General features: G+C 69.9%; 21 protein-coding genes and 1 pseudogene. 15 read left to right on the top strand and 7 right to left on the bottom strand.

What is annotated here, in order from left to right; all coding sequences use genetic code 11:
* Positions 1–51: 51 nt before the first annotated feature.
* Positions 52–1,137: a redox-regulated ATPase YchF gene (gene ychF, locus SA2016_RS13700; protein ID WP_066502566.1), complete on the top strand. Its 1,086-nt coding sequence runs from the start codon at positions 52–54 to the stop codon at positions 1,135–1,137.
* Between the two features lie 60 nt (positions 1,138–1,197).
* On the opposite strand, the gene SA2016_RS13695 is transcribed toward ychF, so the two are convergent.
* Positions 1,198–2,787 (bottom strand): alkaline phosphatase family protein, encoded by a 1,590-nt coding sequence (locus tag SA2016_RS13695; RefSeq protein ID WP_257125767.1) that lies wholly within the window; start codon positions 2,785–2,787, stop codon positions 1,198–1,200.
* A gap of 231 nt (positions 2,788–3,018) precedes the next feature.
* On the opposite strand from SA2016_RS13695, the gene SA2016_RS13690 reads away from it, so the two are divergent.
* Positions 3,019–3,402 carry a nuclear transport factor 2 family protein gene (locus SA2016_RS13690; RefSeq protein ID WP_066499044.1) on the top strand — a complete coding sequence of 128 codons (384 nt, stop codon included), beginning with the start codon at positions 3,019–3,021 and terminating at the stop codon, positions 3,400–3,402.
* Between the two features lie 164 nt (positions 3,403–3,566).
* Here SA2016_RS13690 and SA2016_RS13685 read toward each other — a convergent pair whose 3' ends face one another.
* On the bottom strand, positions 3,567–4,319 hold the full coding sequence (locus tag SA2016_RS13685; protein ID WP_066499038.1) for a hypothetical protein: 753 nt from the start codon (positions 4,317–4,319) through the stop codon (positions 3,567–3,569).
* Positions 4,320–4,462: 143 nt separating this feature from the next.
* On the opposite strand from SA2016_RS13685, the pseudogene SA2016_RS13680 reads away from it, so the two are divergent.
* From SA2016_RS13680 to SA2016_RS13665, 4 genes and pseudogenes are all read left to right on the top strand, one after another.
* Positions 4,463–6,873, top strand: a pseudogene (locus SA2016_RS13680) (phosphoketolase family protein).
* 281 nt (positions 6,874–7,154) lie between these two features.
* Positions 7,155–8,927 (top strand): ABC transporter family substrate-binding protein, encoded by a 1,773-nt coding sequence (locus tag SA2016_RS13675; RefSeq protein WP_066499037.1) that lies wholly within the window; start codon positions 7,155–7,157, stop codon positions 8,925–8,927.
* Between the two features lie 186 nt (positions 8,928–9,113).
* The gene (locus tag SA2016_RS13670) at positions 9,114–10,643 is read left to right on the top strand and encodes an ABC transporter permease (RefSeq protein ID WP_066499035.1); all 1,530 of its coding nucleotides are present in this window, start codon (positions 9,114–9,116) and stop codon (positions 10,641–10,643) included.
* Between the two features lies 1 nt (position 10,644).
* On the top strand, positions 10,645–11,853 hold the full coding sequence (locus tag SA2016_RS13665; RefSeq protein ID WP_084249526.1) for an ABC transporter permease: 1,209 nt from the start codon (positions 10,645–10,647) through the stop codon (positions 11,851–11,853).
* Between the two features lie 37 nt (positions 11,854–11,890).
* Here SA2016_RS13665 and SA2016_RS13660 read toward each other — a convergent pair whose 3' ends face one another.
* Complete coding sequence (locus SA2016_RS13660; protein ID WP_066499033.1) at positions 11,891–12,517, bottom strand: PH domain-containing protein; 627 nt, start codon at positions 12,515–12,517, stop codon at positions 11,891–11,893.
* A gap of 94 nt (positions 12,518–12,611) precedes the next feature.
* On the opposite strand from SA2016_RS13660, the gene SA2016_RS13655 reads away from it, so the two are divergent.
* On the top strand, positions 12,612–14,477 hold the full coding sequence (locus SA2016_RS13655) for an ABC transporter ATP-binding protein (protein WP_084249525.1): 1,866 nt from the start codon (positions 12,612–12,614) through the stop codon (positions 14,475–14,477).
* 19 nt (positions 14,478–14,496) lie between these two features.
* On the opposite strand, the gene SA2016_RS13650 is transcribed toward SA2016_RS13655, so the two are convergent.
* Complete coding sequence (locus SA2016_RS13650) at positions 14,497–15,378, bottom strand: SGNH/GDSL hydrolase family protein (protein WP_066499030.1); 882 nt, start codon at positions 15,376–15,378, stop codon at positions 14,497–14,499.
* 221 nt (positions 15,379–15,599) lie between these two features.
* On the opposite strand from SA2016_RS13650, the gene typA reads away from it, so the two are divergent.
* The gene (gene typA / locus SA2016_RS13645; protein ID WP_066499027.1) at positions 15,600–17,525 is read left to right on the top strand and encodes a translational GTPase TypA; all 1,926 of its coding nucleotides are present in this window, start codon (positions 15,600–15,602) and stop codon (positions 17,523–17,525) included.
* Positions 17,526–17,698: 173 nt separating this feature from the next.
* On the opposite strand, the gene SA2016_RS13640 is transcribed toward typA, so the two are convergent.
* Complete coding sequence (locus SA2016_RS13640) at positions 17,699–18,190, bottom strand: ArsR/SmtB family transcription factor (RefSeq protein ID WP_066499015.1); 492 nt, start codon at positions 18,188–18,190, stop codon at positions 17,699–17,701.
* Between the two features lie 59 nt (positions 18,191–18,249).
* Between SA2016_RS13640 and SA2016_RS22300 the strand changes: the two genes are divergently transcribed.
* A complete protein-coding gene (locus tag SA2016_RS22300) occupies positions 18,250–19,008 on the top strand; it encodes an MFS transporter (protein WP_257125766.1) in 759 nt (252 codons plus the stop codon).
* Positions 18,894–19,520: an MFS transporter gene (locus SA2016_RS22295; RefSeq protein WP_257125863.1), complete on the top strand. Its 627-nt coding sequence runs from the start codon at positions 18,894–18,896 to the stop codon at positions 19,518–19,520. The genes SA2016_RS22300 and SA2016_RS22295 overlap by 115 nt, the downstream gene beginning before the upstream one ends.
* 22 nt (positions 19,521–19,542) lie before the next feature.
* Here the strand turns inward: SA2016_RS22295 and SA2016_RS13630 are convergent, their stop codons facing one another.
* The gene (locus SA2016_RS13630; RefSeq protein ID WP_066499014.1) at positions 19,543–20,142 is read right to left on the bottom strand and encodes a TetR/AcrR family transcriptional regulator; all 600 of its coding nucleotides are present in this window, start codon (positions 20,140–20,142) and stop codon (positions 19,543–19,545) included.
* Positions 20,143–20,263: 121 nt separating this feature from the next.
* Here SA2016_RS13630 and SA2016_RS13625 point away from each other — a divergent pair, with 121 nt between their 5' ends.
* From SA2016_RS13625 to SA2016_RS13615, 3 genes are read left to right on the top strand one after another with little or no spacing between them, the layout of a single operon-like run.
* Entirely contained in the window at positions 20,264–20,878 is a 615-nt protein-coding gene (locus tag SA2016_RS13625) for a DUF6230 family protein (protein ID WP_066499009.1), read from the top strand.
* Positions 20,869–21,315 carry a DUF6114 domain-containing protein gene (locus tag SA2016_RS13620; protein ID WP_066499007.1) on the top strand — a complete coding sequence of 149 codons (447 nt, stop codon included), beginning with the start codon at positions 20,869–20,871 and terminating at the stop codon, positions 21,313–21,315. The genes SA2016_RS13625 and SA2016_RS13620 overlap by 10 nt, the downstream gene beginning before the upstream one ends.
* A gap of 2 nt (positions 21,316–21,317) precedes the next feature.
* Positions 21,318–22,085, top strand: coding sequence for a hypothetical protein (locus tag SA2016_RS13615; protein ID WP_084249784.1), 768 nt, complete (start codon positions 21,318–21,320; stop codon positions 22,083–22,085).
* Here the strand turns inward: SA2016_RS13615 and SA2016_RS13610 are convergent.
* Positions 22,082–22,318, bottom strand: a complete 237-nt coding sequence (locus tag SA2016_RS13610) for a putative acetyltransferase (protein WP_066499005.1) — start codon at positions 22,316–22,318, stop codon at positions 22,082–22,084. The two genes, SA2016_RS13615 and SA2016_RS13610, sit on opposite strands and share 4 nt — an antisense overlap.
* 116 nt (positions 22,319–22,434) lie before the next feature.
* Here SA2016_RS13610 and fdxA point away from each other — a divergent pair, with 116 nt between their 5' ends.
* Together fdxA and dapC are read left to right on the top strand one after the other, a co-directional pair.
* A complete protein-coding gene (gene fdxA / locus SA2016_RS21920) occupies positions 22,435–22,761 on the top strand; it encodes a ferredoxin (RefSeq protein ID WP_066499004.1) in 327 nt (108 codons plus the stop codon).
* A gap of 2 nt (positions 22,762–22,763) precedes the next feature.
* Positions 22,764–23,918 (top strand): succinyldiaminopimelate transaminase, encoded by a 1,155-nt coding sequence (dapC, locus tag SA2016_RS13600; protein ID WP_257125765.1) that lies wholly within the window; start codon positions 22,764–22,766, stop codon positions 23,916–23,918.
* Positions 23,919–24,029 lie beyond the last annotated feature (111 nt).

Here is a 24,029-nt window from a genome sequence, read left to right as displayed (position 1 = left end):
CCGCCGTTCCCGGCGGGGGAGGCGGCCTGCGCGCCGGTATGATGGATGACCGTGGCTCTCACTATCGGAATCGTCGGTCTCCCCAACGTCGGCAAGTCGACGCTCTTCAATGCCCTGACCCGCAACCAGGTTCTCGCGGCGAACTACCCGTTCGCCACGATCGAGCCGAATGTGGGCGTGGTGAGCCTCCCTGATCCGCGGCTGGACAAGCTCGCCGAGATCTTCGGCAGTGCCCGCATCCTCCCCGCGACGGTCTCCTTCGTCGACATCGCAGGCATCGTCAAGGGCGCCTCCGAGGGCGAGGGCCTCGGCAACCAGTTCCTCGCCAACATCCGCGAGGCCCAGGCGATCGCCCAGGTCATCCGCGTCTTCGACGACCCCGACGTGGTGCACGTGGACGGCAAGGTGGATCCGCGCTCCGATATGGAGACCATCAACACCGAGCTGATCCTCGCCGACCTCCAGACCATCGAGAAGGCCCTTCCGCGCGTCGAGAAGGAAGTGAAGATCAAGAAGCGCGAGGCCGCCGAGCTCGCCGCCATCGAGGCCGCGAAGAAGGTCCTCGAGCGCGGCGACACGATCTTCTCCTCGATCGCCTCGGACAAGCTCGACATGGAGCACCTCAAGGAGCTCAACCTCCTCACCGCCAAGCCCTTCATCTACGTCTTCAACGCGGACGAGGGCATCCTGGGCAGCCCCGAGAAGCAGGCAGAGCTGCGCGCCCTCGTGGCCCCGGCGGATGCGATCTTCCTCGACGCCAAGCTCGAGGCGGACCTCGTTGAGCTCTCCGAGGAGGAGGCGCGCGAGATGCTCGAGATGAACGGACAGGACGAGTCCGGTCTCGACCAGCTCGCCCGCGTGGGTTTCCACACCCTGGGCCTCCAGACCTACCTCACGGCCGGACCCAAGGAGGCTCGCGCCTGGACCATCCGCCAGGGCGACACCGCGCCCCAGGCCGCCGGCGTGATCCACTCCGACTTCCAGCGCGGCTTCATCAAGGCCGAGGTCGTGCACTTCGAGGACCTCATCGACGCGGGGTCGATGAGCGAGGCCAAGGCCCGCGGCAAGGTCCGGATCGAAGGCAAGGACTACGTGATGGCCGACGGCGACGTGGTCGAGTTCCGCTTCAACGTCTAGCCGCGTTCCTTCTGCCTCGCTACGGGCTCGTATCGGTCAGTCCTCCCATGGCTGTGACCGTCAGTAGGTGGCGGCGTTGGGAAGGATGACCGGTGGAGACGGCGTCTGATTGAAGTCGAAGTCCTCGGCGAGGTTGCCCAGGAGCGGACTGTTCTCGCGGACGTCGGGACGGGGGTCGGGTCGGCTGTCCGTGGCCGGGTCGAGGCGCTGCCCGTGGAGGAAGTCGTCCTCGATGAACTTCACGTACGCATCGTGGCTGAGGGTCTGGTGGTCGATGTACCCCTTCTTCGCGTACGGGCTGATGACGATGCCGGGCACGCGCAGCCCGTAGCCGTTCTGGTCGACGGTCGGCGGAGCCACGTGGTCGTAGAACCCGCCCCAGTCGTCCCACGAGAGGAAGATGGCTGTGCTGTCCCAGTCGGGACCGGCCATGATGGCGTTGACGAGCCCGGTGACGTAGGCCTGCCCCGTACTGACGAGGGCCGGTGGATGCTCGCTGACCGCCCCAGTCGGGTCGATCCAGCTCACGGCAGGGAGGGTGCCGTCCTTGGCCGCTGTGTAGAAGTTGGTGAGTGACTGGATGTTGCCGAGCTGGCCGTCCTGCTTGACGGTGTCGAAGTAGGGGAGAGGGTTCCAGATCCCCGGCGTCTTCGCGTTCTGCGTGACCGGGGCGCAGGTGACGGCGGAGTCGTCGCGGCAGTCCGGTTCCGTGCCGTTGAAGACGTAATAGCCCCACGAGACGTTCTGCTGGTGCAGCAGGTAGGTCAGATCGGTCCACGCGTAGTCCGGCGGCGCTATCTGCTGGGCGGCGGCGAGGAGCTTCTGCTTGAGACTGTCCGGGAGCTGGGCCTGGTCGATGGCGGTCTGGCATGTGGCGAAGGAATCGGTCGCCTTGCAGTGCTGGGTGATGAAGGTATGCAGGCTGGCTGCCAGATCCGGGCTGATTCCGGCGGAGTTGAGGGCACTCTGACACGCCGTGGTCCCGAGCCCGGCACGGCACTTGCCGATGAGGGTGTTCCTCAAGCCGTTGCCGAAGTCGGGCGGATTGCCGGGGTTCTGCAGGGCGTTGACGCACGACTGGGGATCCCCCGCTGTGCTGCACTTGGCTGACCACTCGGACACCATGTACAGGTGGGCCGGCAGGCTCCACGAGGCGTTCGGCTCGAACATGTGGTCCTGGAGCGTGAAGTCCTTCGCGTATGCCCAGTAGTTCGGCAGGTCGCTGCCGTCGTGGTAGCCCATGACATCGGTCGTGCCGCCACCCGCGCAGGAGGGTTCATTCGCCGCGCAGTGGGAGGCTGCCTGCTCGGCCTGGGCGATGAATCCGTCCATCTTCCCGCCATCGACGTCTGCCGTCGCGTTGGCCTGGCCATGCGGGCCCCCGGAATTCCGATCTGCCGGATCGTAATATGGCCGTACACACGCGACGGACGCCGGATCCGGGACGCAGACCGTCGGGACTCCGTTGCTCATGGGGATGCCATCGGCACCCGGGAACGTGCCGAAGTAGCTGTCGAACGAGCGGTTCTCCTGCATGATGATCACCACATGCTGGATCTTCGAGATCCCGGGAATGGCTGGCCCGGCCCCCGCCGTGCGGGCCGTCGCGGCAAAGAACCCGCCGCCGAGGATGAGGACCAGGACGGCCACGGCGGACAGCGCGGCGAGGGACGGATGCCGGGCCGCCCACAGCCCCAGGCGCCGGCGCCTGCTCGGCTGTTGACCGGCTGCTGCCTTCGGATCCTTGGGTCTCTGCCTCGTCCTGGGATTCACGGCACTGTCCTTCCACGCCCTGCCCGTATTGTCCCGCTCCGTTGCGATGATGGGGCGCTTCGGAAAGAGTCCTGTTCGGCCACTGTTCGGGGAACGTAAAGTCCTCCCATGGACGCCAGGGACGAGGTGGTCGCGGCCGCGATGGCCCGGGCGGAGGCCCTCGTGGCCCGCGACGCGCAGGCTCTGCGCCGATTGCTGCACCCGGGCTTCCAATGGGTCTCGCACACGGGGGAGCGGTTCGACCGGGACTCCTACATCGCCGGGAACACGGCCGGGGAGTTGCGCTGGCTGGCGCAGGACCTCGGGTCCCCTCGGATAGGGCTCTTCGGTGGCGCGGCGCTGCTGCAGACCGAGGCGACGGACGAGGTCAGTCGAGGCGGTCAGCCAGAAACGCGCCGGATGATGATGACGCAGGTCTGGGTCCGTGCAGACGGGGCCTGGCTGTGCGCGGGCGGCCACGCAGGTCCCCTGGTCGCCGGCGGAGAACCCTGAGCCCCTGACGGCCTGCCGCCGAAGCGCGGCGCGCAGGTGGCGGTGGCAGCGCCGGTGCGCCCCGGTGTCCTGCACATCGGTCCGGCCTGCCACCGCCGTTGGGCCGTTACCCAGACGGAGCCGCCTCGAACTCCCGGTTGCCGTCAGCAGTCGGAGGCAGCGCCTCATGCTCCCCAGGGAAGGGCAGCGGGAACGGGCGCCCGCTGGGCGATGACTGGTGCGAGCGCCTGCGGATCCAGCGTGCGCTGCGCCCGGACGGCCTCGGCGTACAGGCGCGGCTGGTGGAGGTGCTCGCGGGCGAACGCGGTGACCGGACCGTCGGGCTCGCCGGCGCTGGACATCCTCGGCGGGGCGCTGGGACATTCTGGGGCGAGCGTGAAGGCCATGAGGAAGGCCCCGGCACGCTCGCGGACGTCCCTTTCCGCGGTCAGGTAGTCGGTCGTGACCAGGGCCGCCGTCCCTTCCTCGTGGGTCTCCGTGGGCGCCTCGCCGGTCTCGAATGCGGCGAGTGCGACCGGCAGCGCGCTCTCCCGCCACCCGTCGTCGTCCTCGGCGCCGCAGACGGCGTCGAGCACTTCCCGGTACGCGAGGGCATTGGCGACGTCTGCCCTCAGGGCGGCGCAGGCGGACGGGAGCGCCGACCAGTCCCGGCCGCGCGTGCCGCGATAGTCCTCGACCGCGGCCGCGAGCATCTCCACCGCCGTGCCGACGTGGTGCCGGGCGGGCCGCGCCGCCTGCGGGAACTCCTCCACCAGCCTGTGCACGGCAGCGTCCGGGAGGAGGCCGAGGGCGGTCATCGAGGTGGGCTCGTCGGTGGGCCAGAAGGTCCCGTCGAACCGCAGCAGCGTCCCCGTCTCAGGGTCGGAGAGCGGGCAGAGCAGGGAGAGGGCAGCACGGTAGTCCGGAGCATCGCTCATGGTGTCACCGTTCCCAGCCGAGGGCGCCGGCAAACGTGCGCCTGCGGCGCCGACAATGTCGGCTCACCTCGCTAGGCTGGGCAGGGACCGGCCGAGGGCGCCACGTGCGCCGCGGCAGCCGACGCAGAAGGCGGGCCCGAGCCATGACAGCCACCGACGCAGCGACGACCCTGACCGACGAGCGCCTCGAAGACCTCCACCGCTGGTGGCGGGCGGCGAACTACCTCTCGGTGGGCCAGATCTACCTCCGCGACAACCCGCTCCTGAGGGAGCCGCTCGCCGGAGAGCATGTCAAGGCGCGCCTCCTGGGCCACTGGGGCACCACGACGGGCCTGAACTTCATCTACGCCCACCTCAACCGCGCCATCATCGAACGCGAGCAGGCGATGCTCTTCGTCACCGGACCGGGGCACGGCGGCCCGGCCAACGTCGCCAACGCCTATCTGGAGGGCACGTACTCAGAGATCTACACGCGCTTCGGCGACGACGAGGACTCGCTCCGCGAGCTCTTCCGGCAGTTCTCCTACCCCGGCGGCATCCCGAGCCACGCGGCGCCCGAGACGCCGGGCTCGATCAGCGAGGGCGGCGAGCTGGGATACTCGCTCGCCCACGCGTTCGGCGCGGCGTTCGACAACCCCGACCTCGTGGTCGCGTGCGTGGTCGGCGACGGCGAGGCCGAGACGGGGCCGCTGGCGACGAGCTGGCAGTCCACAGCCTTCCTCGACCCGGCGCACGACGGCGCCGTCCTGCCGATCCTGCACCTGAACGGGTTCAAGATCGCCAATCCCACGGTCCTCGCGCGCCGCCCCGAGGACCAGGTGCGGAAGTACTTCGAGGGGCTCGGCTATGCGCCGCGCTTCGTCACGGTGGCCGACCCGTCCGCGCAGGCCCAGGCGCACCGCGACTTCGCCGCCGCGCTCGACGACTGCCTCGAGGAGATCGCTGCGATCCAGCGCCGGGCGCGCGAGGCGGGGGAGCGGGCGCCGTCTTCCACGCCGGAGCCCTGGCCCATGATCGTGTTCCGGTCCCCGAAGGGCTGGACGGGCCCGGCCACGGTGGACGGCAAGCCGGTGGAGGGCACCTGGCGCGCCCACCAGGTCCCGCTGAGCGCCATCCATGAGAATCCCGAGCACCTGGCCCAGCTCGAGGCGTGGATGCGCTCCTACCGCCCGGAGGAGCTCTTCACGCACGACGGCGCCCGCTCGCCCGAGCTGTCCAGGCTCGCCCCCGCGGGGACCGCCGCATGAGCGCCACGCCCTACGCCAACGGCGGCCGGCTGCTGCGGGACCTGCGGCTGCCCGAGCAGGAGGCGCACATGGTGCCGGTGGAGGCGCCCGGCGTCGTGCGCGCGGGGGCGATGGGCAACCTCGGAGGCTGGCTGCGCGAGGTGATCCGCGCGAACCCGACGGACTTCCGCCTGTTCGGCCCGGACGAGACCGCCTCGAACCGGCTGCAGGACGTCTACGACGCCACGGACAAGGTCTGGGAGGAGCGGATCGAGGACGTGGACGAGCACCTGGCCCGCGCCGGCCGGGTGATGGAAGTCCTCAGCGAGCACCTGTGCCAGGGCTGGCTCGAGGGCTACCTGCTGACCGGCCGGCATGGCGTCTTCACCTCCTACGAGGCCTTCGTGCACATCGTGGACTCGATGTTCAACCAGCACGCCAAGTGGCTCAAGGTCCACCGCGAGCTGCCCTGGCGCATGCCGGTCGCCTCGCTGACCTACCTGCTCTCGAGCCATGTCTGGCAGCAGGACCACAACGGCTTCTCGCACCAGGATCCCGGCTTCATCGACCACGTGGTCAACAAGAAGGCCGAGGTGGTGCGCGTCTACCTCCCGGTGGATGCGAACACCCTCGTGTCCACCATGGACCACTGCCTGCGCAGCCGCGACTACGTCAACGTCGTCGTCGCTGGGAAGGCCCAGTCCCTGCAGTGGTTCGGGCCGGCCGAGGCCCGGCTGCACTGCGCGCGGGGGATCGGGATCCTCGGCTTCGCGGGCAACGAGGTTCCCGGCCAGGAGCCGGATGTGGTGCTCGGCTGCGCTGGGGACGTCCCGACCGCCGAGGCCGTGGCCGCGGCCCAGATGCTGCGCCGCGACCTGCCCGAGCTGAAGGTCCGCGTGGTCAACGCCGTCGACCTCATGCGCCTGCAGGACGAGCGGGAGCACCCGCACGGGCTCCCGGACCGGGAGTTCGACGCCCTGTTCACCACAGACCGGCCGGTCGTCTTCGCCTACCACGGCTACCCATGGCTCATCCACCGCCTCACCTACCGGCGCACGAACCACCGCAACCTGCATGTGCGCGGCTACATCGAGGAGGGCACGACGACGACCCCGTTCGACATGGCGATGCTGAACCGGATCGACCGGTTCCATCTGGCCATCGACGTCCTCGACCGGGTCCCGGGCCTGGCCGAGCGCCGCGCGGGCCTGCGCCAGCGGTACCAGGACGAGCTCGCGCAGGCACGGGCATACACCCGCGAGTTCGGGGACGACCCGGCAGCGATCCGCGACTGGACCCTGGGGGAGGACGCGCCCTCGAGTGATTGACGGCGCCGGCCTACCCGCGCGTAGGCTCGCGCTCGGCAGCCCTCGATCGATTGGGAAACGCCAATCGCGCGAGCATACGAGACCTGAGCCCCCAGAACCTGAAAGATATGTTGCATCTTGATAACGACGCTGATCTGAAACGGAACTTTCGTAGCCTCCCCACTCAGCGGCGGGCTAGTCTGTCGGTCATGTGAGGCGCGCCACGCCATCCGCTGGGGAAGGCGGGTCCGCCTGCGGCCGGGCTACCGGCACACGTCTACAGAAGCACTAGAGGAGGCGGAATGCGTTTCGGGCGTATTTCCAAGGCGGTGGGCGTCACCGCGGTTGCCGCGGTCGCGCTCAGCGCCTGCGCGACCCAGGGCGGCGGTTCGAACACCAGCACCGCATCGGCCGGCGCCAAGCAGGGGGGTACCGTCACGGTCGTCGAGGTGAACGCGTTCAACACGTTCAACTCGAACACTGCTGACGGCAACACCGACATCAACTCGAAGATCAGCTACCCGACGCACTCGGGTTTCTACTACATCGACAACAAGCTGAACGTCGTCCACAACGACAAGTTCGGCAAGCTCGAGAAGGTCTCCGACAGCCCGCTGACCGTCAAGTACACGGTCAACGACGGTGTGAAGTGGTCCGACGGAACGCCTGTCACCGCGTACGACGTCGCCCTCCAGTGGGCGGCAGCTTCTGGCTGGTACGACGACGCCGACCCCAAGGCCAAGACCGGAACCTCCTACTTCTCGACGGCCGGTGACACCACGGGCCTGAACAACACGGAGTTCCCGGAGGTGTCCTCCGACGGCAAGTCGATGACCCTCAAGTACACCAAGGCGTTCGCCGACTGGGAGATCGCGCTCGGCTCGGTCGTGGACATCCCCTCGAACGTCGTGGCCAAGCACGCGGGCCTGTCCGACGGCAAGGCGCTCTATGACCTCATGAAGGGCATCAAGAAGGGCGACCCGTCCAAGCCGCAGCCGGCGAACGAGACGCTCAAGAAGGCCGCCGACTTCTACAACACCGGCTTCGACACCAAGACCCTCCCGAGCGACACGAGCCTGTTCCTCTCGAACGGCCCGTTCATCGTCAAGGACATCGTCCCGGACCAGTCGATGACCCTGGTGCGCAACAAGGACTACAACTGGGGCCCGACCCCGAACGTCGACTCGATCGTCGTCCGGTACATCGGCTCGGCGCCCGCGCAGGTCCAGGCGCTCAAGAACGGCGAGGCGGACATCATCGCCCCGCAGGCCTCGTCCGACACGGTCGAGCAGCTCAAGGCCATCCCCGGCGTCACGGTCGACCAGGGCAACCAGCTCTCCTACGACCACATCGACCTGAACTTCTCGGGTCCGCTCGCCGACAAGGATGTGCGCACCGCGTTCATGCTGACCGTCCCGCGCCAGGACATCGTCGACAAGATCATCAAGAAGCTCGATCCGAACGCCAAGCCGCTCGACTCGCAGATCTTCGTCCCGCAGCAGGCCGCCTACGCGGACAGCGTGAAGAACAACGGGTCGGCTGACTTCCAGCAGGTCAACATCGACAAGGCCAAGCAGCTCCTTGCCGGCAAGACCCCGACGATCCGCATCATGTACAACAAGGACAACCCGAACCGCGTCGACGCCTACACGCTCATCGCCGCAAGCGCGTCGAAGGCCGGGTTCAAGATCGTCGACGGCGGTCTGGGCAAGTCCGACTGGGGCAAGGCGCTCGGCAAGGGCGGCTACGATGCCACCATCTTCGGCTGGATCAACCCGGGCGTGGGCGTCTCCGGCGTCCCGCAGATCTTCAAGACCGGCAACGGCTCGAACTTCAACAAGTTCTCCGACCCGGCGGCCGACCAGCTCATGGACCAGCTGATCCAGACCACGGACCAGAGCAAGCAGGTTGACCTCGAGAAGCAGATCGACCAGAAGATCTGGGCCTCCTCGTACGGCCTGCCGCTGTTCCAGTCCGTGGGGGTGGACGCGTACAGCGACAAGGTCACCGGCGTGAAGTACATGCCGAACCAGACCGGCGTCTGGTGGAACTTCTGGGAGTGGGCTACCAAGTAGCTTCCGGAGTTCTGATGCGCAGCGGAGCGCCGGGACCGAGCTCGTGGGTCCCGGCGCTTCGCAGCGCCCCCGGCAGATCCCGCCACCTGCCGCCGGGCGCCGCGCCGACCGCGTGGCGAAGCCGACGGCCCCCAAGCGTCGCCCCGCATCCTTCCGGGGCGGACCATATTAGAGGTACAACACAACATGGTGACTTATGTCGTCCGGCGCCTCATCACCGCAGCACTGATCCTTCTCGGAGCGTCCTTCCTGGTGTACATCCTCACCGCGCTCTCCGGGGATCCGCTAGCGGAGTTCCGCGCCAGCTCTGCCCCCAATGCCGCGCAGCTCATGCAGTCGCGCTCCCAACTCCTGGACCTGGACACCCCCGCGCCCATCCGCTACTTCAAGTGGCTCGGCGGCGCCGCAGGGTGCGTCGTCGGTCAGTGTGACCTCGGCAAGACCATCGCCGGCCAGCCCGTCACCCAGGCCCTCGGCCAGGCCCTCGTCCAGACCCTCACCCTTGTCACGGGCGCCACCATCCTCGCCATCCTCATCGGCGTCGCGCTCGGCATCATCACCGCCCTGCGCCAGTACAGCGCCCTCGACTACGGCGTGACGTTCATGGCCTTCCTCTTCTTCTCGCTCCCGATCTTCTGGGTCGCCGTCCTGCTCAAGGAGTACGGCGCCATCGGGTTCAACAACTTCCTCGCGCACCCGAACATCCCGCTTCCGGTAGCGCTCGGCATCGGGGTCGTCTTCGGCCTCGTCACCGCGGTCGCCGCCGGCGGCGATCTCCGGCGGAGGGCGATCGTGGGCGGCATCGTGTTCGCCTTCGTCACCATCGTCCTCGTGATCGCAGACCTCACCCAGTGGTTCCGCTTCCCGGGCCTGGGCCTCGGCGTCATCCTCATCGCGGGAGTGGGCATCGCCTTCGGCGTGACCGTCCTGGCGGCCGGCCTGCAGAACCGCCGCGCGCTCTACGCGGGCCTGACCATGGTCGTCGTCGGCGCCATCCTGTACTTCCCGGTCCAGCCGCTGCTGGACCTCGCGACGCCGCTCATGATCGTCATCCTCGCGGTGATCACGGTCGCCCTCGGCCTCGCCGCCGGATACTTCTGGGGCGGCTACGACCGCGGCCAGGGCATGCGCGTGGGCGCGATCACCGCGTTCCTCATCGCGGGCCTGATCATGCTGGACCGCTTCATGCAGTCCTGGCCCGCCTACTTCGACAGCAGCAAGATCCGCGGCCGCCCGATCGCCACCATCGGCGCCTCGACGCCGAACCTCCAGGGCGACTTCTGGACCTCGGGGATCGATTCGTTCACCCACCTAGTCCTCCCCACCGTGGCCCTCATCCTCGTCTCGCTCGCGAGCTACACGCGCTACACGCGGTCGTCGATGCTCGAGGTCATGAACATGGACTACATCCGCACCGCCCGGGCCAAGGGCGTGAGCGAGCGCAGCGTCGTCATGCGCCACGCGTTCCGCAACGCGCTCATCCCGATCGCCACGGTGGTCGCGCTGGACATCGGCCAGCTGATTGGCGGCGCGGTGATCACCGAGACGGTCTTCTCGGTGCGGGGCATGGGCTTCATGTTCCTCGACGGCATCTCGCACGTGGATCCGAACCCCGTCATGGGCGTGTTCCTGTGCGTGGCCATCACCGCCCTCGTGTTCAATCTCATCGCGGACCTCGTGTACTCCGCGCTCGATCCTCGCGTTAGGGTGAAGTGACATGAGCCAGCAGTCTCAGCAGCAGGAGACCGTGGCCGGCAGCCCGGCCCCCGGACAGCGGACCGAGCCGGCGGCGGGCGTCGAGCCCGTCATCGAGGCCAAGGGCCTCAGCCTCGGGCAGATTGTCCGCAAGCGCTTCTTCGGCCACACGGGCGCGCTGATCGGCCTGATCGTCTTCGCGGTCATCTTCATCCTCGCCTTCTCCTCCGAGGGCTGGGGACCGATCCCGGGCTGGTGGAAGTACCAGCACGATCAGGTCACCCCGCTCGTCAACGACGGCACCCCCACGTGGAGCTTCGCGCCGTTCAGCTTCGGCGACCACCCGTTCGGCCAGGACCGGATCGGACGCGACCTGTTCGCGATGACGATGCGCGGCGCCCAGCAGTCGATCATCATCATGGTCATCATCGGCCTCGTGGCCGGGATCATCGGCGTCGTGGTCGGGGCCCTCGCCGGCTACTTCCGAGGCTGGGCCGAGGCGGTCCTCATGCGCCTGACCGACATCATCATCATCATCCCCGTGCTGCTCCTCGCGGCCGTCATGTCCCAGACCGCCGGGCGCCGGGACTCCGGCACGTGGTTCGCCCAGTTCGCGGCGAACAACGGCGTCGTGGTGCTCGGCATCTTCTTGGGCTTCGTGGTCTGGGTCGGCCTGGCCCGCCTGGTCCGCGGCGAGTTCCTCTCGCTGCGCGAGCGCGAGTTCGTCGACGCCGCGCGCATCTCGGGCGCCTCGAACGCCCGGATCATCTTCAAGCACATCCTGCCCAATGCCGTGGGCGTGGTGATCGTCAACGGCACGCTCATCATGTCCTCCGCGATCCTGCTCGAGACCGCGCTGTCCTACCTGGGCGTCGGGGTCAAGGCCCCGGACACCTCGCTCGGCCTGCTCATCTCCCAGAACCAGGAGGCCTTCTCCACCCGGCCGTGGCTCTTCTGGTGGCCGGGCCTGTTCATCGTGCTCATCTGCCTGTGCATCAACTTCATCGGCGACGGCCTGCGGGACGCGTTCGACCCGCGCCAGAAGAAGTTCAACGCCAAGAAGGCGAAGTCGCGCCGCACCCACGCGAGCGCGGGCCCGGAGCTGGCTCCGGCCACCGCGATGGACGTCGGCGAGGGCGTCAGCTCCGTGTCCGGCTACGTACCGGACAGCGAGGCGTTCGGCGGAGCCCCCGAGCGTCGGACCGAGGACCCGAGCGGCAGGAACGTCTGACGTGCGTGCCCTGACGGCCGGGCGCCCCCTCGCGGGCTCAGGCCAGGATCGTCACCGCGGCCGCCGCCACGAGGACCACGCCGAGCACCACGATGCCCCACTCGATCCGGAGGGACACGGGCGTCTCGTCGGCGCGGCCCGCGGCCACCGCGCCGCGCTCCATGAGCTCGGTCCAGCGGCGGCGCACGAGGATGGCCGCCTGGCCGGAGACGGTGTTCCCCAGATCGCCCGGGCGGACCGTGTGCTCAGGACCGTAGCTGTTCTCGGGCAGGCCTACGAGGTGCTCCGGCTGGGCGCGGCGGGCGCCGAGCGCGCCCGGCGCGGGCGCGGCCCATGCGGCGAATCGGCCGCCCGCCGTACCCAGCGTGAGGGCGTACTTCGTGTCGACGTACGCGAGGGCCTCCCACGGCACGCCGATGCGGCGCGCCGGGTTGACGAGCTCGACGCCGGAATCGCTCACCACCACGGCGGGGCGCCAGAACAGCGCCCAGCCGGCGTACGCCATGAGGGCGAGCGGGGCGATGAAGCGCAGACCGGGCAGCCCGGCCTGAACGAGCGTGACCACCAGGCCCAGGGCGGCGAGCGCCCACAGCAGGAGGGCCAGCAGCCTGTTGCTGCGGGCCCTGTAGACGTCCGTCGGGCCGGCATGGTGCATCGTGCTCATGCCCCCCATGATGCAGGACGTCTGATCGAATGCAGGATTCCGCTCCCCGAGCCGAGGCGCTCGGGCGGGGCGGCGGACGGAAGGAAGCACAACGATGGCTGAGAACCTCGGCACAGCGGGGGAGCCCCGCAGGTCCCGGAACAAGGGCGAGAAGGTCGCAGCGGACCTCGTGAAGGGCCAGAAGGTCCTCGAGGTCAACGACCTGAGCGTCGACTTCGGCGTCGAGAAGGAATGGGTGCCCGCCGCCATCGGCCTCAACTACGAGGTCAAGGCGGGCGAGGTCCTCGCGATCGTCGGCGAGTCGGGCTCGGGCAAGTCGGCCAGCTCCATGGCGCTCCTCGGCCTCCTGCCCTCCAACAGCCGGGTCTCGGGCAGCGTGAAGCTCATGGGCCGCGAGCTGATGGGCAAGGACCGCGTGGCAGCGACGCGCAGCGTGCGCGGCAACGACGTCGCGGTCATCTTCCAGGAGCCGATGACCGCGCTCAACCCCGTCTACACGATCGGCAACCAGATCGTGGAGACCATCCGGCTCCACAGCGCAGTCTCCCCGGACGAGGCCAAGGCCAAGGCGATCAAGATGCTCGAGCTCGTCGAGCTGCCCGACCCGGTGAAGGCGTTCAAGTCCTACCCTCACCAGCTCTCGGGCGGCCAGCGCCAGCGCGCCATGATCGCCCAGTCGCTCTCCTGTGACCCCAAGCTGCTCATCGCCGACGAGCCGACCACGGCGCTGGACGTGACGGTGCAGGCCGAGATCCTCGACCTCATGCGCCACCTCAAGGACAAGCTCAACAGCGCCGTCATCCTCATCACCCACGACATGGGCGTGGTCGCGGACCTCGCCGACCGCATCGCCGTGATGCGCCGCGGCCTGATCGTGGAGACCGGTTCGGCCGAGGAGATCTTCCACCGGCCCCAGCACCCCTACACCCAGGCGCTGCTGGCCGCGGTCCCGCACCTCGGGCAGGGCGGGGAAGGCGACGCGGACGACGTCGACATCACGGCCGCGCTCGCAGCGGCCACCGGCGCTGAGCTCGAGGCGGTGGACGCGGCCGAGCTCGCGGCCCGTGAGCGGGAGAACGAGCGCGCGCTGGCGTCGCACGCCGCCGCGGCCGCGGGGCGCGGGGAACCGGTCCTGTCCCTCGAGAACGTCGCGATCGAGTACCCCAAGCAGGGGCGCGTCGCGGCCTTCCGGGCAGTGGAGGGAGCCAACCTCACGGTCTACCCCGGCCAGGTCGTGGGCCTCGTGGGCGAGTCGGGCTCGGGCAAGACGACGATCGGCCGTGCCGCCGTGGGCCTGCTCCCCGTCGCGGAGGGCTCGCTCATGGTCACCGGGCGCGAGATCTCCAACCTCAAGAAGAACTCCAAGGAGCTCCACGAGATCCGGCGTTCTGTGGGCATGGTGTTCCAGGACCCGTCGTCGTCCCTCAACCCCCGTCTGCCGATCGGCGAGTCCATCGGCGAGCCGATGTTCCTCGCCGGCGTGGCGAAGGGCGCCGAGCTGCAGAAGAAGGTCGAGGTGCTCCTGGACCAGGTCGAGCTCCCGCGCGGGTACCGCAACCGGTACCCGCACGAGCTCTCGGGCGGCCAGAAGCAGCGCGTGGGCATTGCCCGTGCGCTCTCGCTCAAGCCGAAGCTGATGGTCGCGGACGAGCCCACGTCCGCCCTCGACGTCTCGGTGCAGGCGAAGGTGCTCGAGCTGTTCCAGGCGCTCCAGAAGGAGCTGGGCTTCGCGTGCCTCTTCGTCACCCACGACCTCGCGGTGATCGACGTGCTCGCGGACTACATCTGCGTCATGCAGCGCGGCCGCATCGTCGAGCAGGGCTCGCGCGATGCGATCCTGCGCAATCCGCAGGAGGCGTACACGCAGCGCCTGCTCGCGGCGGTCCCGCTGCCCGATCCGGAGAAGCAGCGCGAGCGGCGTGAACTGCGCGAGCTGCTCGCCACGAGCGGCATCGACTGACCCACGTTCCGGGGCCTGGCTAGGTGATGGCCAGGCCCCGCGCCTTCAGCGCCGCCGCGAGCACCGGGGCGAGCCGGGCACGCCCAGCGGGCTTGAGGTGGACGCTGTCGGCGAGTTCGCCCTTGAGGTGGTAGCGGGAGATCCAGTCGCCGCAGCTCACGAACGGCACCTTGAGGCCGTCGGCGGTGCGCCGCAGGAGGGTGTCGACACGGGTGCGGCGCCCACCTCCGTCGGCCGCCGCGCGGGCGAGCGTGCCCACCATGACGATCCGCGCCCCGGGGTAGGTGCGGCGCAGTTCGGCGATGAGGTTCCGGGCGCCGGCGGCGATCGCCGGGTTGCTGGACCCGCGGGTGGCGTCGTTGCCGCCGCCCTCGACGACCACGAGGCGCGGGGCTCCGGCCGGCAGGCGCCAGTCGCCCCGCCGCAGCGCGTCGGTGTAGGCGTGCACGCGCCGGTTGCCCACCGTGTACCCGGTGCCGCCGGCGCCGGCGAAGTAGACCGAGTAGCCGGCGCCCCGGAGCCCGCCCCGAACCCAGCTGTCCTGCGGGACGGACTGCGAGTCTCCGATGAGCACGGCCGTGCGGGAGAGGTCGCCGAGGACCGGCTCGATGCGCTGGGTGGCGGGATCCCTCGAGAGCGAGCCGAGCGGGAGGTACGCTGCGGGCGTGAGCCGGCTGGCCGTCGTCGTGCGCGGGGAGAGGACGAGCGGGGCGCTGCCGAACAGGACCGGTGACGGGTTGCCCACGGCCCGTGCCGGGGCCGGTGCCGCGGCCGGGACGGACGGCTCGGGGGACGGCGGGGGGAGGACCTGCGAAGCCTCGCAGCCGGTGAGGAGGACCGTCAGGAGCGCCACGAGCACGGCCGCGGCCGGGCGGTTCGCGTGACGTCGGGCTCGGTCCATGCCTGTCCTCTGTGAGAGTCGATCGTCACTATCATGCGGGGCGCGGGCCCCGTCGCGCCAATGTCCAAGGACCCGGCGGACGGGCAGACCCCGGCGAGAGAGTAAAATTGTAGGTGCTGGCCCTCAACGGGGTCTGTTCCGCTGTGCCTCCGGCCCGACCTGACGGGTCCCGCGTCGGGCGCCGGACAAGTCGCGAACCACCCGAATCGAGCCTCACGCGTATGACTGAAACTGTGTCCACCGCTTCCCGCACCGACCTCCGCAACGTTGCCATCGTCGCGCACGTCGACCACGGCAAGACCACCCTGGTCGACGCCATGCTGCGACAGACGAACTCCTTCGCCTCCCACGGTGAGGTCGAGGAGCGCGTCATGGACTCCGGCGACCTCGAGCGCGAGAAGGGCATCACCATCCTCGCGAAGAACACGGCCGTGCGCTACGCCGGCCCGTCCGCGGCGAAGGCCGGGGAGCCCGAGGGCATCACCATCAACGTCATCGACACCCCGGGCCACGCCGACTTCGGCGGCGAGGTCGAGCGCGGCCTGTCGATGGTGGACGGCGTGGTGCTCCTCGTCGACGCGTCCGAGGGCCCGCTCCCGCAGACCCGCTTCGTGCTCCGCAAGGCGCTCGCGGCCCACAAGCCCGTCATCCTCGTGGTCAACAAGACCGACCGCCCGGACGCGCGCATCGACGAGGTTGTCCACGAGAGCATGGACCTCCTGCTCGGCCTCGCCTCCGACCTCGCGGACGAGGTCCCCGACCTCGACCTGGACAAGGTCCTGGACGTGCCGGTCGTGTACGCCGCCGCCAAGGTCGGCGCCGCCTCGCTCGAGCAGCCCGCGAACGGCCAGGCGCCCGGCAACACCGACCTCGAGCCGCTCTTCGCCACGATCCTCGAGCACATCCCGGCTCCGACGTACGATCCCGCGGGCGTCCTCCAGGCGCACGTGACCAACCTCGACGCGTCCCCGTTCCTCGGCCGCCTCGCCCTCCTGCGCATCTACAACGGCACGCTCCGCAAGGGCCAGCAGGTCGCGTGGGCCCGCCACGACGGATCGCTCAAGACGGTCAAGGTCACCGAGCTGCTCGCCACGAAGGCCCTCGAGCGCGTCCCCGCCGAGTCCGCCGGCCCCGGCGACATCGTGGCCGTCGCCGGCATCGAGGACATCACCATCGGCGAGACCCTCACCGACGTGGACGACCCGCGCCCGCTGCCGCTCATCACGGTCGACGACCCCGCCATCTCCATGACCGTCGGCATCAACACCTCGCCGCTGGCCGGCCGGGTCAAGGGTGCCAAGGTCACCGCGCGCCAGGTCAAGGACCGCCTCGACAAGGAGCTGATCGGCAACGTCTCGATCCGCGTCCTGCCGACCCAGCGTCCGGACGCGTGGGAGGTCCAGGGCCGCGGTGAACTGGCCTTGGCCATCCTGGTCGAGCAGATGCGCCGCGAGGGCTTCGAGCTCACGGTCGGCAAGCCGCAGGTGGTGACCAAGAAGGTCGACGGGCAGGTGCTCGAGCCGATGGAGCACATGACGATCGACGTGCCCGAGGAGTACCTCGGGGCCGTGACGCAGCTCCTCGCCGCGCGCAAGGGCCGCATGACCAACATGGCCAACCACGGCACGGGCTGGGTCCGGATGGAGTTCATGGTGCCGTCCCGTGGCCTGATCGGCTTCCGCACCAAGTTCCTCACGGACACGCGCGGCGCGGGCATCGCGTCCTCGATCGCGGAGGGCTACGAGCCGTGGCAGGGTGAGATCGAGTACCGCACCAACGGCTCGCTCGTGGCCGACCGCGCCGGCGTGGCGACCCCGTTCGCCATGATCAACCTCCAGGAACGCGGCACGTTCTTCATCCAGCCCACGGCCGAGGTGTACGAGGGCATGATCGTGGGCGAGAACTCGCGCGCCGACGACATGGACGTGAACATCACCAAGGAGAAGAAGCTCACGAACATGCGCTCCTCCACCGCGGACAACTTCGAGGGCCTGACCCCGCCGAAGACCCTCACGCTCGAGGAGTCCCTCGAGTTCGCCCGCGAGGACGAGTGCGTGGAGATCACGCCGGAGGCCATCCGCATCCGCAAGGTCATCCTCGACGCGAACGAGCGCCTCAAGGCCGCCCGCAGCCGCGCCCGCGCCTGACCCCCACCCGTTTCGGGTACGCATCTCGTCGCCCTTTAGGGGTTCCGGGTACGACGCCGGCCGGTGCCTTCCGCACGGAAGGTGCCGGCCGGCGTCGTCTGCGTACCCGAAACGGGGAAATCGGGGCGAGATGCGTACCCGAAACGCAAAGGGGGTGCGGCGGGGGAGCGGGGTCAGTCGGCCGTGGGGTCCCTGTGGTGGGCGATCATGAGGGACGTGGCCTCGCCGTCGGGGTCGCTCGGCATGGCCACATACTCGTTGACCACCTCGCGCAGCCGCGCCATGAGCTCGGACCGGTGCTGCTCGTTGAGCCTGAGCCCAAGCCTCCAGACCTCGATGTCCTCGGGAGGAAGGGCTGCCGTCTCCTGGACGAAGGTCTCGATGAGAATGGGCGAGACGTCCTCCACCTGCTGGCTCCACGACTTCCGCGTCGCGAGGTAGGGCACCTCCTTGGCCCCCCGGTTGCCGCGCCGTGCCGGGAGCGCCTCGAGGAATCCGGTGCCCACGAGGGTGCGCACATGGTGGAGGCAGGTGGCGGGATTGATGCCGAGGAGGTCGGCGATCTCCTTGTTGGTGCGGGGATGGTGGAGGCACATGCGCAGGATGCGCAGCCGCAGCGGGGAGCTGAGCGCGCGGCCCTTGGCCGCCTCGTCCGACTCGATCATGGGCCCACTCTAGCCGCGAGTGATTGACATTTCTCAATCACTGGCTCCACACTGACCGCATGGCCTCCCGCACCTCGGGCGATGTGGCTCCCGCCCTTGTCCGCAGCCCCTCGTTCCTCGCCTTCTGGACAGGGCAGGGCGTCAGCCAGCTCGGCGTCCAGCTGGGCCAGCTCGCCCTCCCCGTGCTCGCCGTGAGCCTGCTCGGTGCCGGCGAGATGGACCTCGGCGTGCTCAATGCCGCCGCGATGGCCGCATTCCTCGTGGTGGGGCTTCCCGCGGGGGCCTGGGTGGACCGCTGGCTCAAGCGGCGCACCATGGTCCGCGCCGACCTGGTCCGGATGGCCGCCATGGCCGCGGTGCCCGTGCTGTGGTGGGCTGGGGCGCTGCAGATGTGGCACCTGTATGTCGTCGCGGCCGTGGTGGGTGTGGCCACCGTGTTCTTCGATGTGGCGTACCAGAGCTACATCCCCCTCCTCGTGCACCGTGCCCAGGTCGCCGAGGCCAACGGCAAGCTCGAGGCCACCGCGCAGGTGGCCCGTATGGGCGGTCCTGCGCTCGGGGGATTCCTGCTCACCCTCGTGAGCGCGCCCGTGCTGTTCGCCGCGGAGGCCGGCGGCTACCTCGCCTCCGCCCTGTGCCTGACGAGGGTCCACGACACCGAGGAACCCCCGTGCCCCGCGAGGGCAGCAGCCTGGCAGCGGAGATCCGCGAGGGGGCCGCGTTCGTCGCCTCCCACCGGCTCATCCGGCGCATCGTCGCCAGCACGGCCACCAGCAACCTGTTCTCCTCCCTCGCCTATGTCCTCATGCCTCTCGTGATCCTGCGGGAACTCGGCCTCGGCCCGGCGGGGCTCGGCGTCATGCTCTCGATCGGGTCCGTGGGCGGCCTCCTCGGCGCCCTCGCGACGCCGCGTCTCGCCGCCCGCATCGGCGAGGGCCCGCTCCTGCCGCTCGGGCTCATGGTGGGCGGCGCGGGGGTGGTCCTCTTCCCCCTCGCCCTCGCCGCAGGGCCCGGCCCGGTGGCGCTGGTGCTGCTCAGCGTGGGCGAGTTCGCCATGAGCTTCGGCGTGATCGTCTACAACGTCATGCAGGTCAGCATGCGGCAGCGGGTGTGCCCCCCGCGCCTCCTCGGCCGGATGAACGCCTCGATCCGCTGCGCCGTCTGGGGGGTCATGCCCCTCGGCTCGCTGCTCGGCGGCTGGCTCGGGGAGCAGTGGGGGCTCGTCCCGACCCTGTGGACCGGCATCGCGGGCCAGCTCCTGGCCGTCCTCCCCGTGGCGGCCGGCCCCTTCTTCCGGCTGCGCACGCTGCCCGACGCCGTCGAGGAGTAGGCGGCATCCGGCGCCGGGGCCGTCAGAGCCTCTGGTCGCGGACCGCGTTGACCATGCCGTGCAGGGAGGCCTCCAGGAACCGCACCACGTCGTCGGCACTCGTGTCCCGCTCGATCGCGAGGCTGACCAGCGTCTCCTCGGCGAAGGCGACCCAGGACCGCAGCGCGATGCGGAGCACCGCGGTGTCGGCGAGGCCCAGCTCGATGAAGGAATCCGACAGGCGTTCGGCGTTCAGCTCCCGTGACTCGTCCACGATCTTCCGCACCGCCGGGTCCCCACTGGCGGTGCCCCTGACCAGCGAGTAGAAGGTGCCGCGGTGCTCCTGCACAAACACGGTGATCCTCAGCAGCGTGTCCCGGATCCGCTCGCGCGGCGCGAGGTCCTGGCGGGGAGCGCTCGCGACGAGCAGGCTGTCCCGCGCCGTCGTCACCACCGCGAGGTGCATGCCCTGGCGGGTCTCGAAGTAGTGGAACACCAGCGGGCGCGACACACCGGCCCTCCGGGCCAGCTCGTCCATCGTCAGCTCATCCAGCGTGTGGTCGATCAGGAAGTTCACTCCGACCGCGACGAGCTGCGCCCTCCGGTCCTGGGGGCTGAGGCGGGCGCGGTGCGGTTCGGACACAGCAGAAAGTCTACTGACCTGCGGCCCGGCGCCCCGGACGGCTATTGACTATTGGTCAATAGCCTCGGTATCTTCGACCGAGTTCCCGCCGCCAGGGGCGGGCCCTGTTCCAGGAGGATCAATGAAGTTCCCCGTCTCGCAGCGCGTCCGCAGGATGCGCGCCTCCCACGCCGGCCGCATCGTCCTCGTCGCGGTGCCCGCTGCGCTCACCGCCTCGCTCCTGATGGGCGGCGTCGCCGAGGGCGCGGTGCCGGTGTCCTTCGCCGTCTCCGGCAGCCAGTTCCAGATCGGAGCCTCGAAGCTCAACGGAACCGGGTTCTCCCAGTACGCCGGCGTCGCCAAGGACACGGAGGGCAAGGAGCACGCGGTCGCGATCGCCAACATCAAGAGCGCCACCCTCTCGGACCTGTGCCAGGCCGTGGTCACGGAGACCCCGCTGGGCAAGGTGGGCGTACTGATCAAGGCCGGCGGCGGGAACAGCCCGGCCTCCGCCTCGGACCTGCAGATCGGGATGACCGGTCTGAAGGGCGATGCGGCCTTCGGCAACATCCGCATCGGCGTGGACGCCTCGACGGTCAACACCGCCGCGAAGGGCTCGGTCGGCGACTTCGCCCAGGACTCCGGGAGCATCACGATCACGAACCTGCAGCAGACCGCCTGGAGCACGCAGGCTTCGGTGTTCACCCTGACCGGGATGAGCATGCAGCTGACGGATGGGTCCAAGGGATGCTTCTGAGCCGTCGCGCCCCGATGACCACGGACCAGAGCGTCTCCGCGCAGCCCGGGGCCGGCCAGGCCCCGGCGCGGGCCCGCCGATTCCGGGAGTGGCGCCGGAGCCGGCCGTTCGTCGGCGGCCTGCTGGCCGCGCTCGGCGGGGTGGAGATGTTCTTCTCCGGGCAGCTCGACCTCGGCCACCTGCACATCCAGCTCGGGATCGAAGGGCTCCAGGCCACCGTCATCCCGATCGCGCTGGTGCTGCTGGGCATCCTGTCGGTCACCATGCCGGCGCACCACGTGTTCTACGGGGTCCTGACCCTCGTGGTCGCGATCTACTCCCTCGTCGGGGTGAATATGGGCGGCTTCATCATCGGCATGCTCCTCTCGGGAACCGGCGGGGTACTGGCCGTCGCGTGGATGGGGCCGGGAGTGACGCGAGGAAAGAGAGCAGAGTGACCATGCGCCGCACCCGCGCCGTGGCCGCCGTCCTGACCGGCTCCGTCCTGGCGCTGCCCTTCACCCTCGGAGCCGCACGGGCCCCGGACAGCGTCCCGACGGCGCTGTGCGTGCCGCTCCTGGCCGCCTGCCCCACCCCGACGCCGAGTCCTTCGGCGCCGGGACCGGGCACCCCGACCCAGGCCCCGGCCGCTCCCGAACTCCCCGCCGTGCCCGGCACCCTGCTGCCGGGCCTGGGGGCGAGCCCCAGCCTCCCGGCGGTTCCCGGGGCGGGACCGACGTCCAGCCCCAGCTCGACCGCGACCCCCGACCCCACGTCCACCGCGCCGGTGGCCGCGCCGCGGGACAGCGGGACGCCGATCTTCACCAAGACCCCGGCCTCCATGGGCTCCCAGAACATCTCCTTCACGGGCCTGAGCTCGGTCGGCATCGTCACCGTGCCGACCGCCGACGGCAGCGGCGAACGCGTGCTGAAGATCACGGCGGACTCGATCACCATCACGGGGTTCTCGCTCACCGTGCGGCACGCCAACGGCCCCGGCCTCGTCACCTCGGCGGACAAGATGGTGCTCAGCGGCCATGTCAGCGTGTACTTGGGATCGGCCACCGCGACGACCTCCAACGGCCGCAGCCTGGCGCTCGGCACCGACACACCTCCGCCGCTCGACGACGTGGCCCCCGGCCTGCTGAGGGTCACGATGGGCCTGGTCGGTGCCACGGCCGACTCGATCAGCTACACCAACACCAACCAGCGGATGGTGCAGCCCTAGCCTTGCGGCCGCCGCCCGCGGCGTTCCGGCGCGGGCGGGACCGGCTTCGCCACCACCACGTCGCCGAGGCGCACGACGGCGGTGCCGCGCCTTGTGCGCACGGTGACGGCATCGCCGTCGGCCGCCACCAGATCCCCCAGCGCATCGCTGAACCCGCCAGGCACCCTGGCCCGCACGACCACGCGCGTGCCGAGCGGGAGGGAACGGAGGAGGTCCGCTGGGGTGGAAGGCATGCTCCATCGTAGGCGCGGGGCGGGGTGGCCCCGTATGACGTTGGAGTGGCGGCGGCCGGGCGATAGATAATAGGCTCAATCGGCCCGGTAGTAGTGGCGGAAGAGAGGGTGGCACCGTGACATACGTGATCGCACAGCCGTGCGTGGATGTGAAGGACAAGGCCTGCGTCGAGGAGTGTCCCGTCGACTGCATCTACGAGGGCGAGCGGTCCCTGTACATCCACCCCGATGAGTGCGTCGACTGCGGCGCGTGCGAGCCGGTGTGCCCGGTCGAGGCCATCTACTACGAGGACGACGTCCCGGACGAGTGGAGCGACTACTACAAGGCCAATGTCGAGTTCTTCGACGACCTCGGCTCGCCCGGCGGCGCTGCGAAGCTCGGCAACACCCACAAGGACCATCCCCTCGTGGCGGCCCTGCCGCCGCAGAGCGCCGACAGCTGAGCGTGCGGAACCGCCCCAGCTCTACGAGGCAGTTCGGCCTCGACCTGCCCGACTACCCGTGGGAGGCCATGGCGCCCTACCGGGCGACGGCGGCCGAGTATCCCGGTGGCGTGGTCAACCTCTCGATCGGCACGCCCGTCGATCCCACCCCCGAGGTGGTGCAGGAGGCCCTGCGCGCCGCCGCCGACGCCCCCGGCTACCCGACCGTGCACGGCACGACCGCGCTGCGCGAGGCCGTCGTCGAGTGGTTCGCCCGCCGTCGCGGCGTGACGGGGCTGAACGAGCAGGCCGTGATGCCCACGGTCGGCTCGAAGGAGCTCGTGGCCTGGCTGCCGTTCCTGCTCGGGCTCGGCGAGGGCGACGTCGTCGTCCGGCCCACCGTCGCCTACCCGACCTACGACATCGGCGCGCGCCTCGCCGGCGCCACGGCGGTCGCCGCGGACAGCCTCGAGGAGCTCGACGAGGCCACCCGGGCCCGGGTCCGCCTCGTCTGGGTCAACTCGCCCGGCAACCCCACCGGGTCGGTGCGGGATGCCGCCCAGCTGCGCGACGTCGTCGACCGTGCCCGCGAGCTCGGCGCCGTCGTCGCCTCCGACGAGTGCTACGCGGAGCTCGGCTGGGGCGCGTGGGACGTGCAGCGCGGCGGCGAGCCCGTTCCGTCCGTGCTGGACCCCCGGGTGAGCGGCGGCGACCTCACGGGCCTGCTCAGCGTGTACTCGCTGAGCAAGCAGTCCAACCTCGCCGGCTACCGCGCGGCGTTCGTCGCCGGCGCCCCGGAACTCATGCCCAACCTCGTCAACAGCCGCAAGCACGCCGGCATGATCATGCCGTACCCCGTGCAGGAGGCCATGCGCGTGGCCCTCGGCGACGAGGCGCACGTCCTCGCCCAGAAGGACCTCTACCGGTCCCGGCGCGAACGGCTCCTGCCTGCCCTCGAGGCGTTCGGCCTCACGCTCTCGCACTCGGAAGCCGGCCTCTACCTGTGGTGCACCGCGGGGGAGGACACCTGGACGACCGTGGGCCGGCTCGCTGGCCTCGGCATCGTCGTCGGCCCCGGCGTGTTCTACGGGGAGGCCGGCCAGGGGTTCGTCCGCGTGGCCCTCACGGGCAGCGACGAGCGCATCGACGCGGCTGTCGAGAGGCTCACCGAGCGCTAGCGGTCCGGGGCCCCGGCACAGTCCCCGGGGCCCGTCAGAGACCACCGGACCGCCGGTATCAATTAGTCCGGAGAAGGATCTCGGAGTAGCTTTAGAGGGTTGCGAGCTACC

Source organism: Sinomonas atrocyanea, assembly GCF_001577305.1.
In the GTDB taxonomy this organism is placed as follows: domain Bacteria; phylum Actinomycetota; class Actinomycetes; order Actinomycetales; family Micrococcaceae; genus Sinomonas; species Sinomonas atrocyanea.
This window is presented reverse-complemented; position numbering and strand designations above follow the sequence as displayed.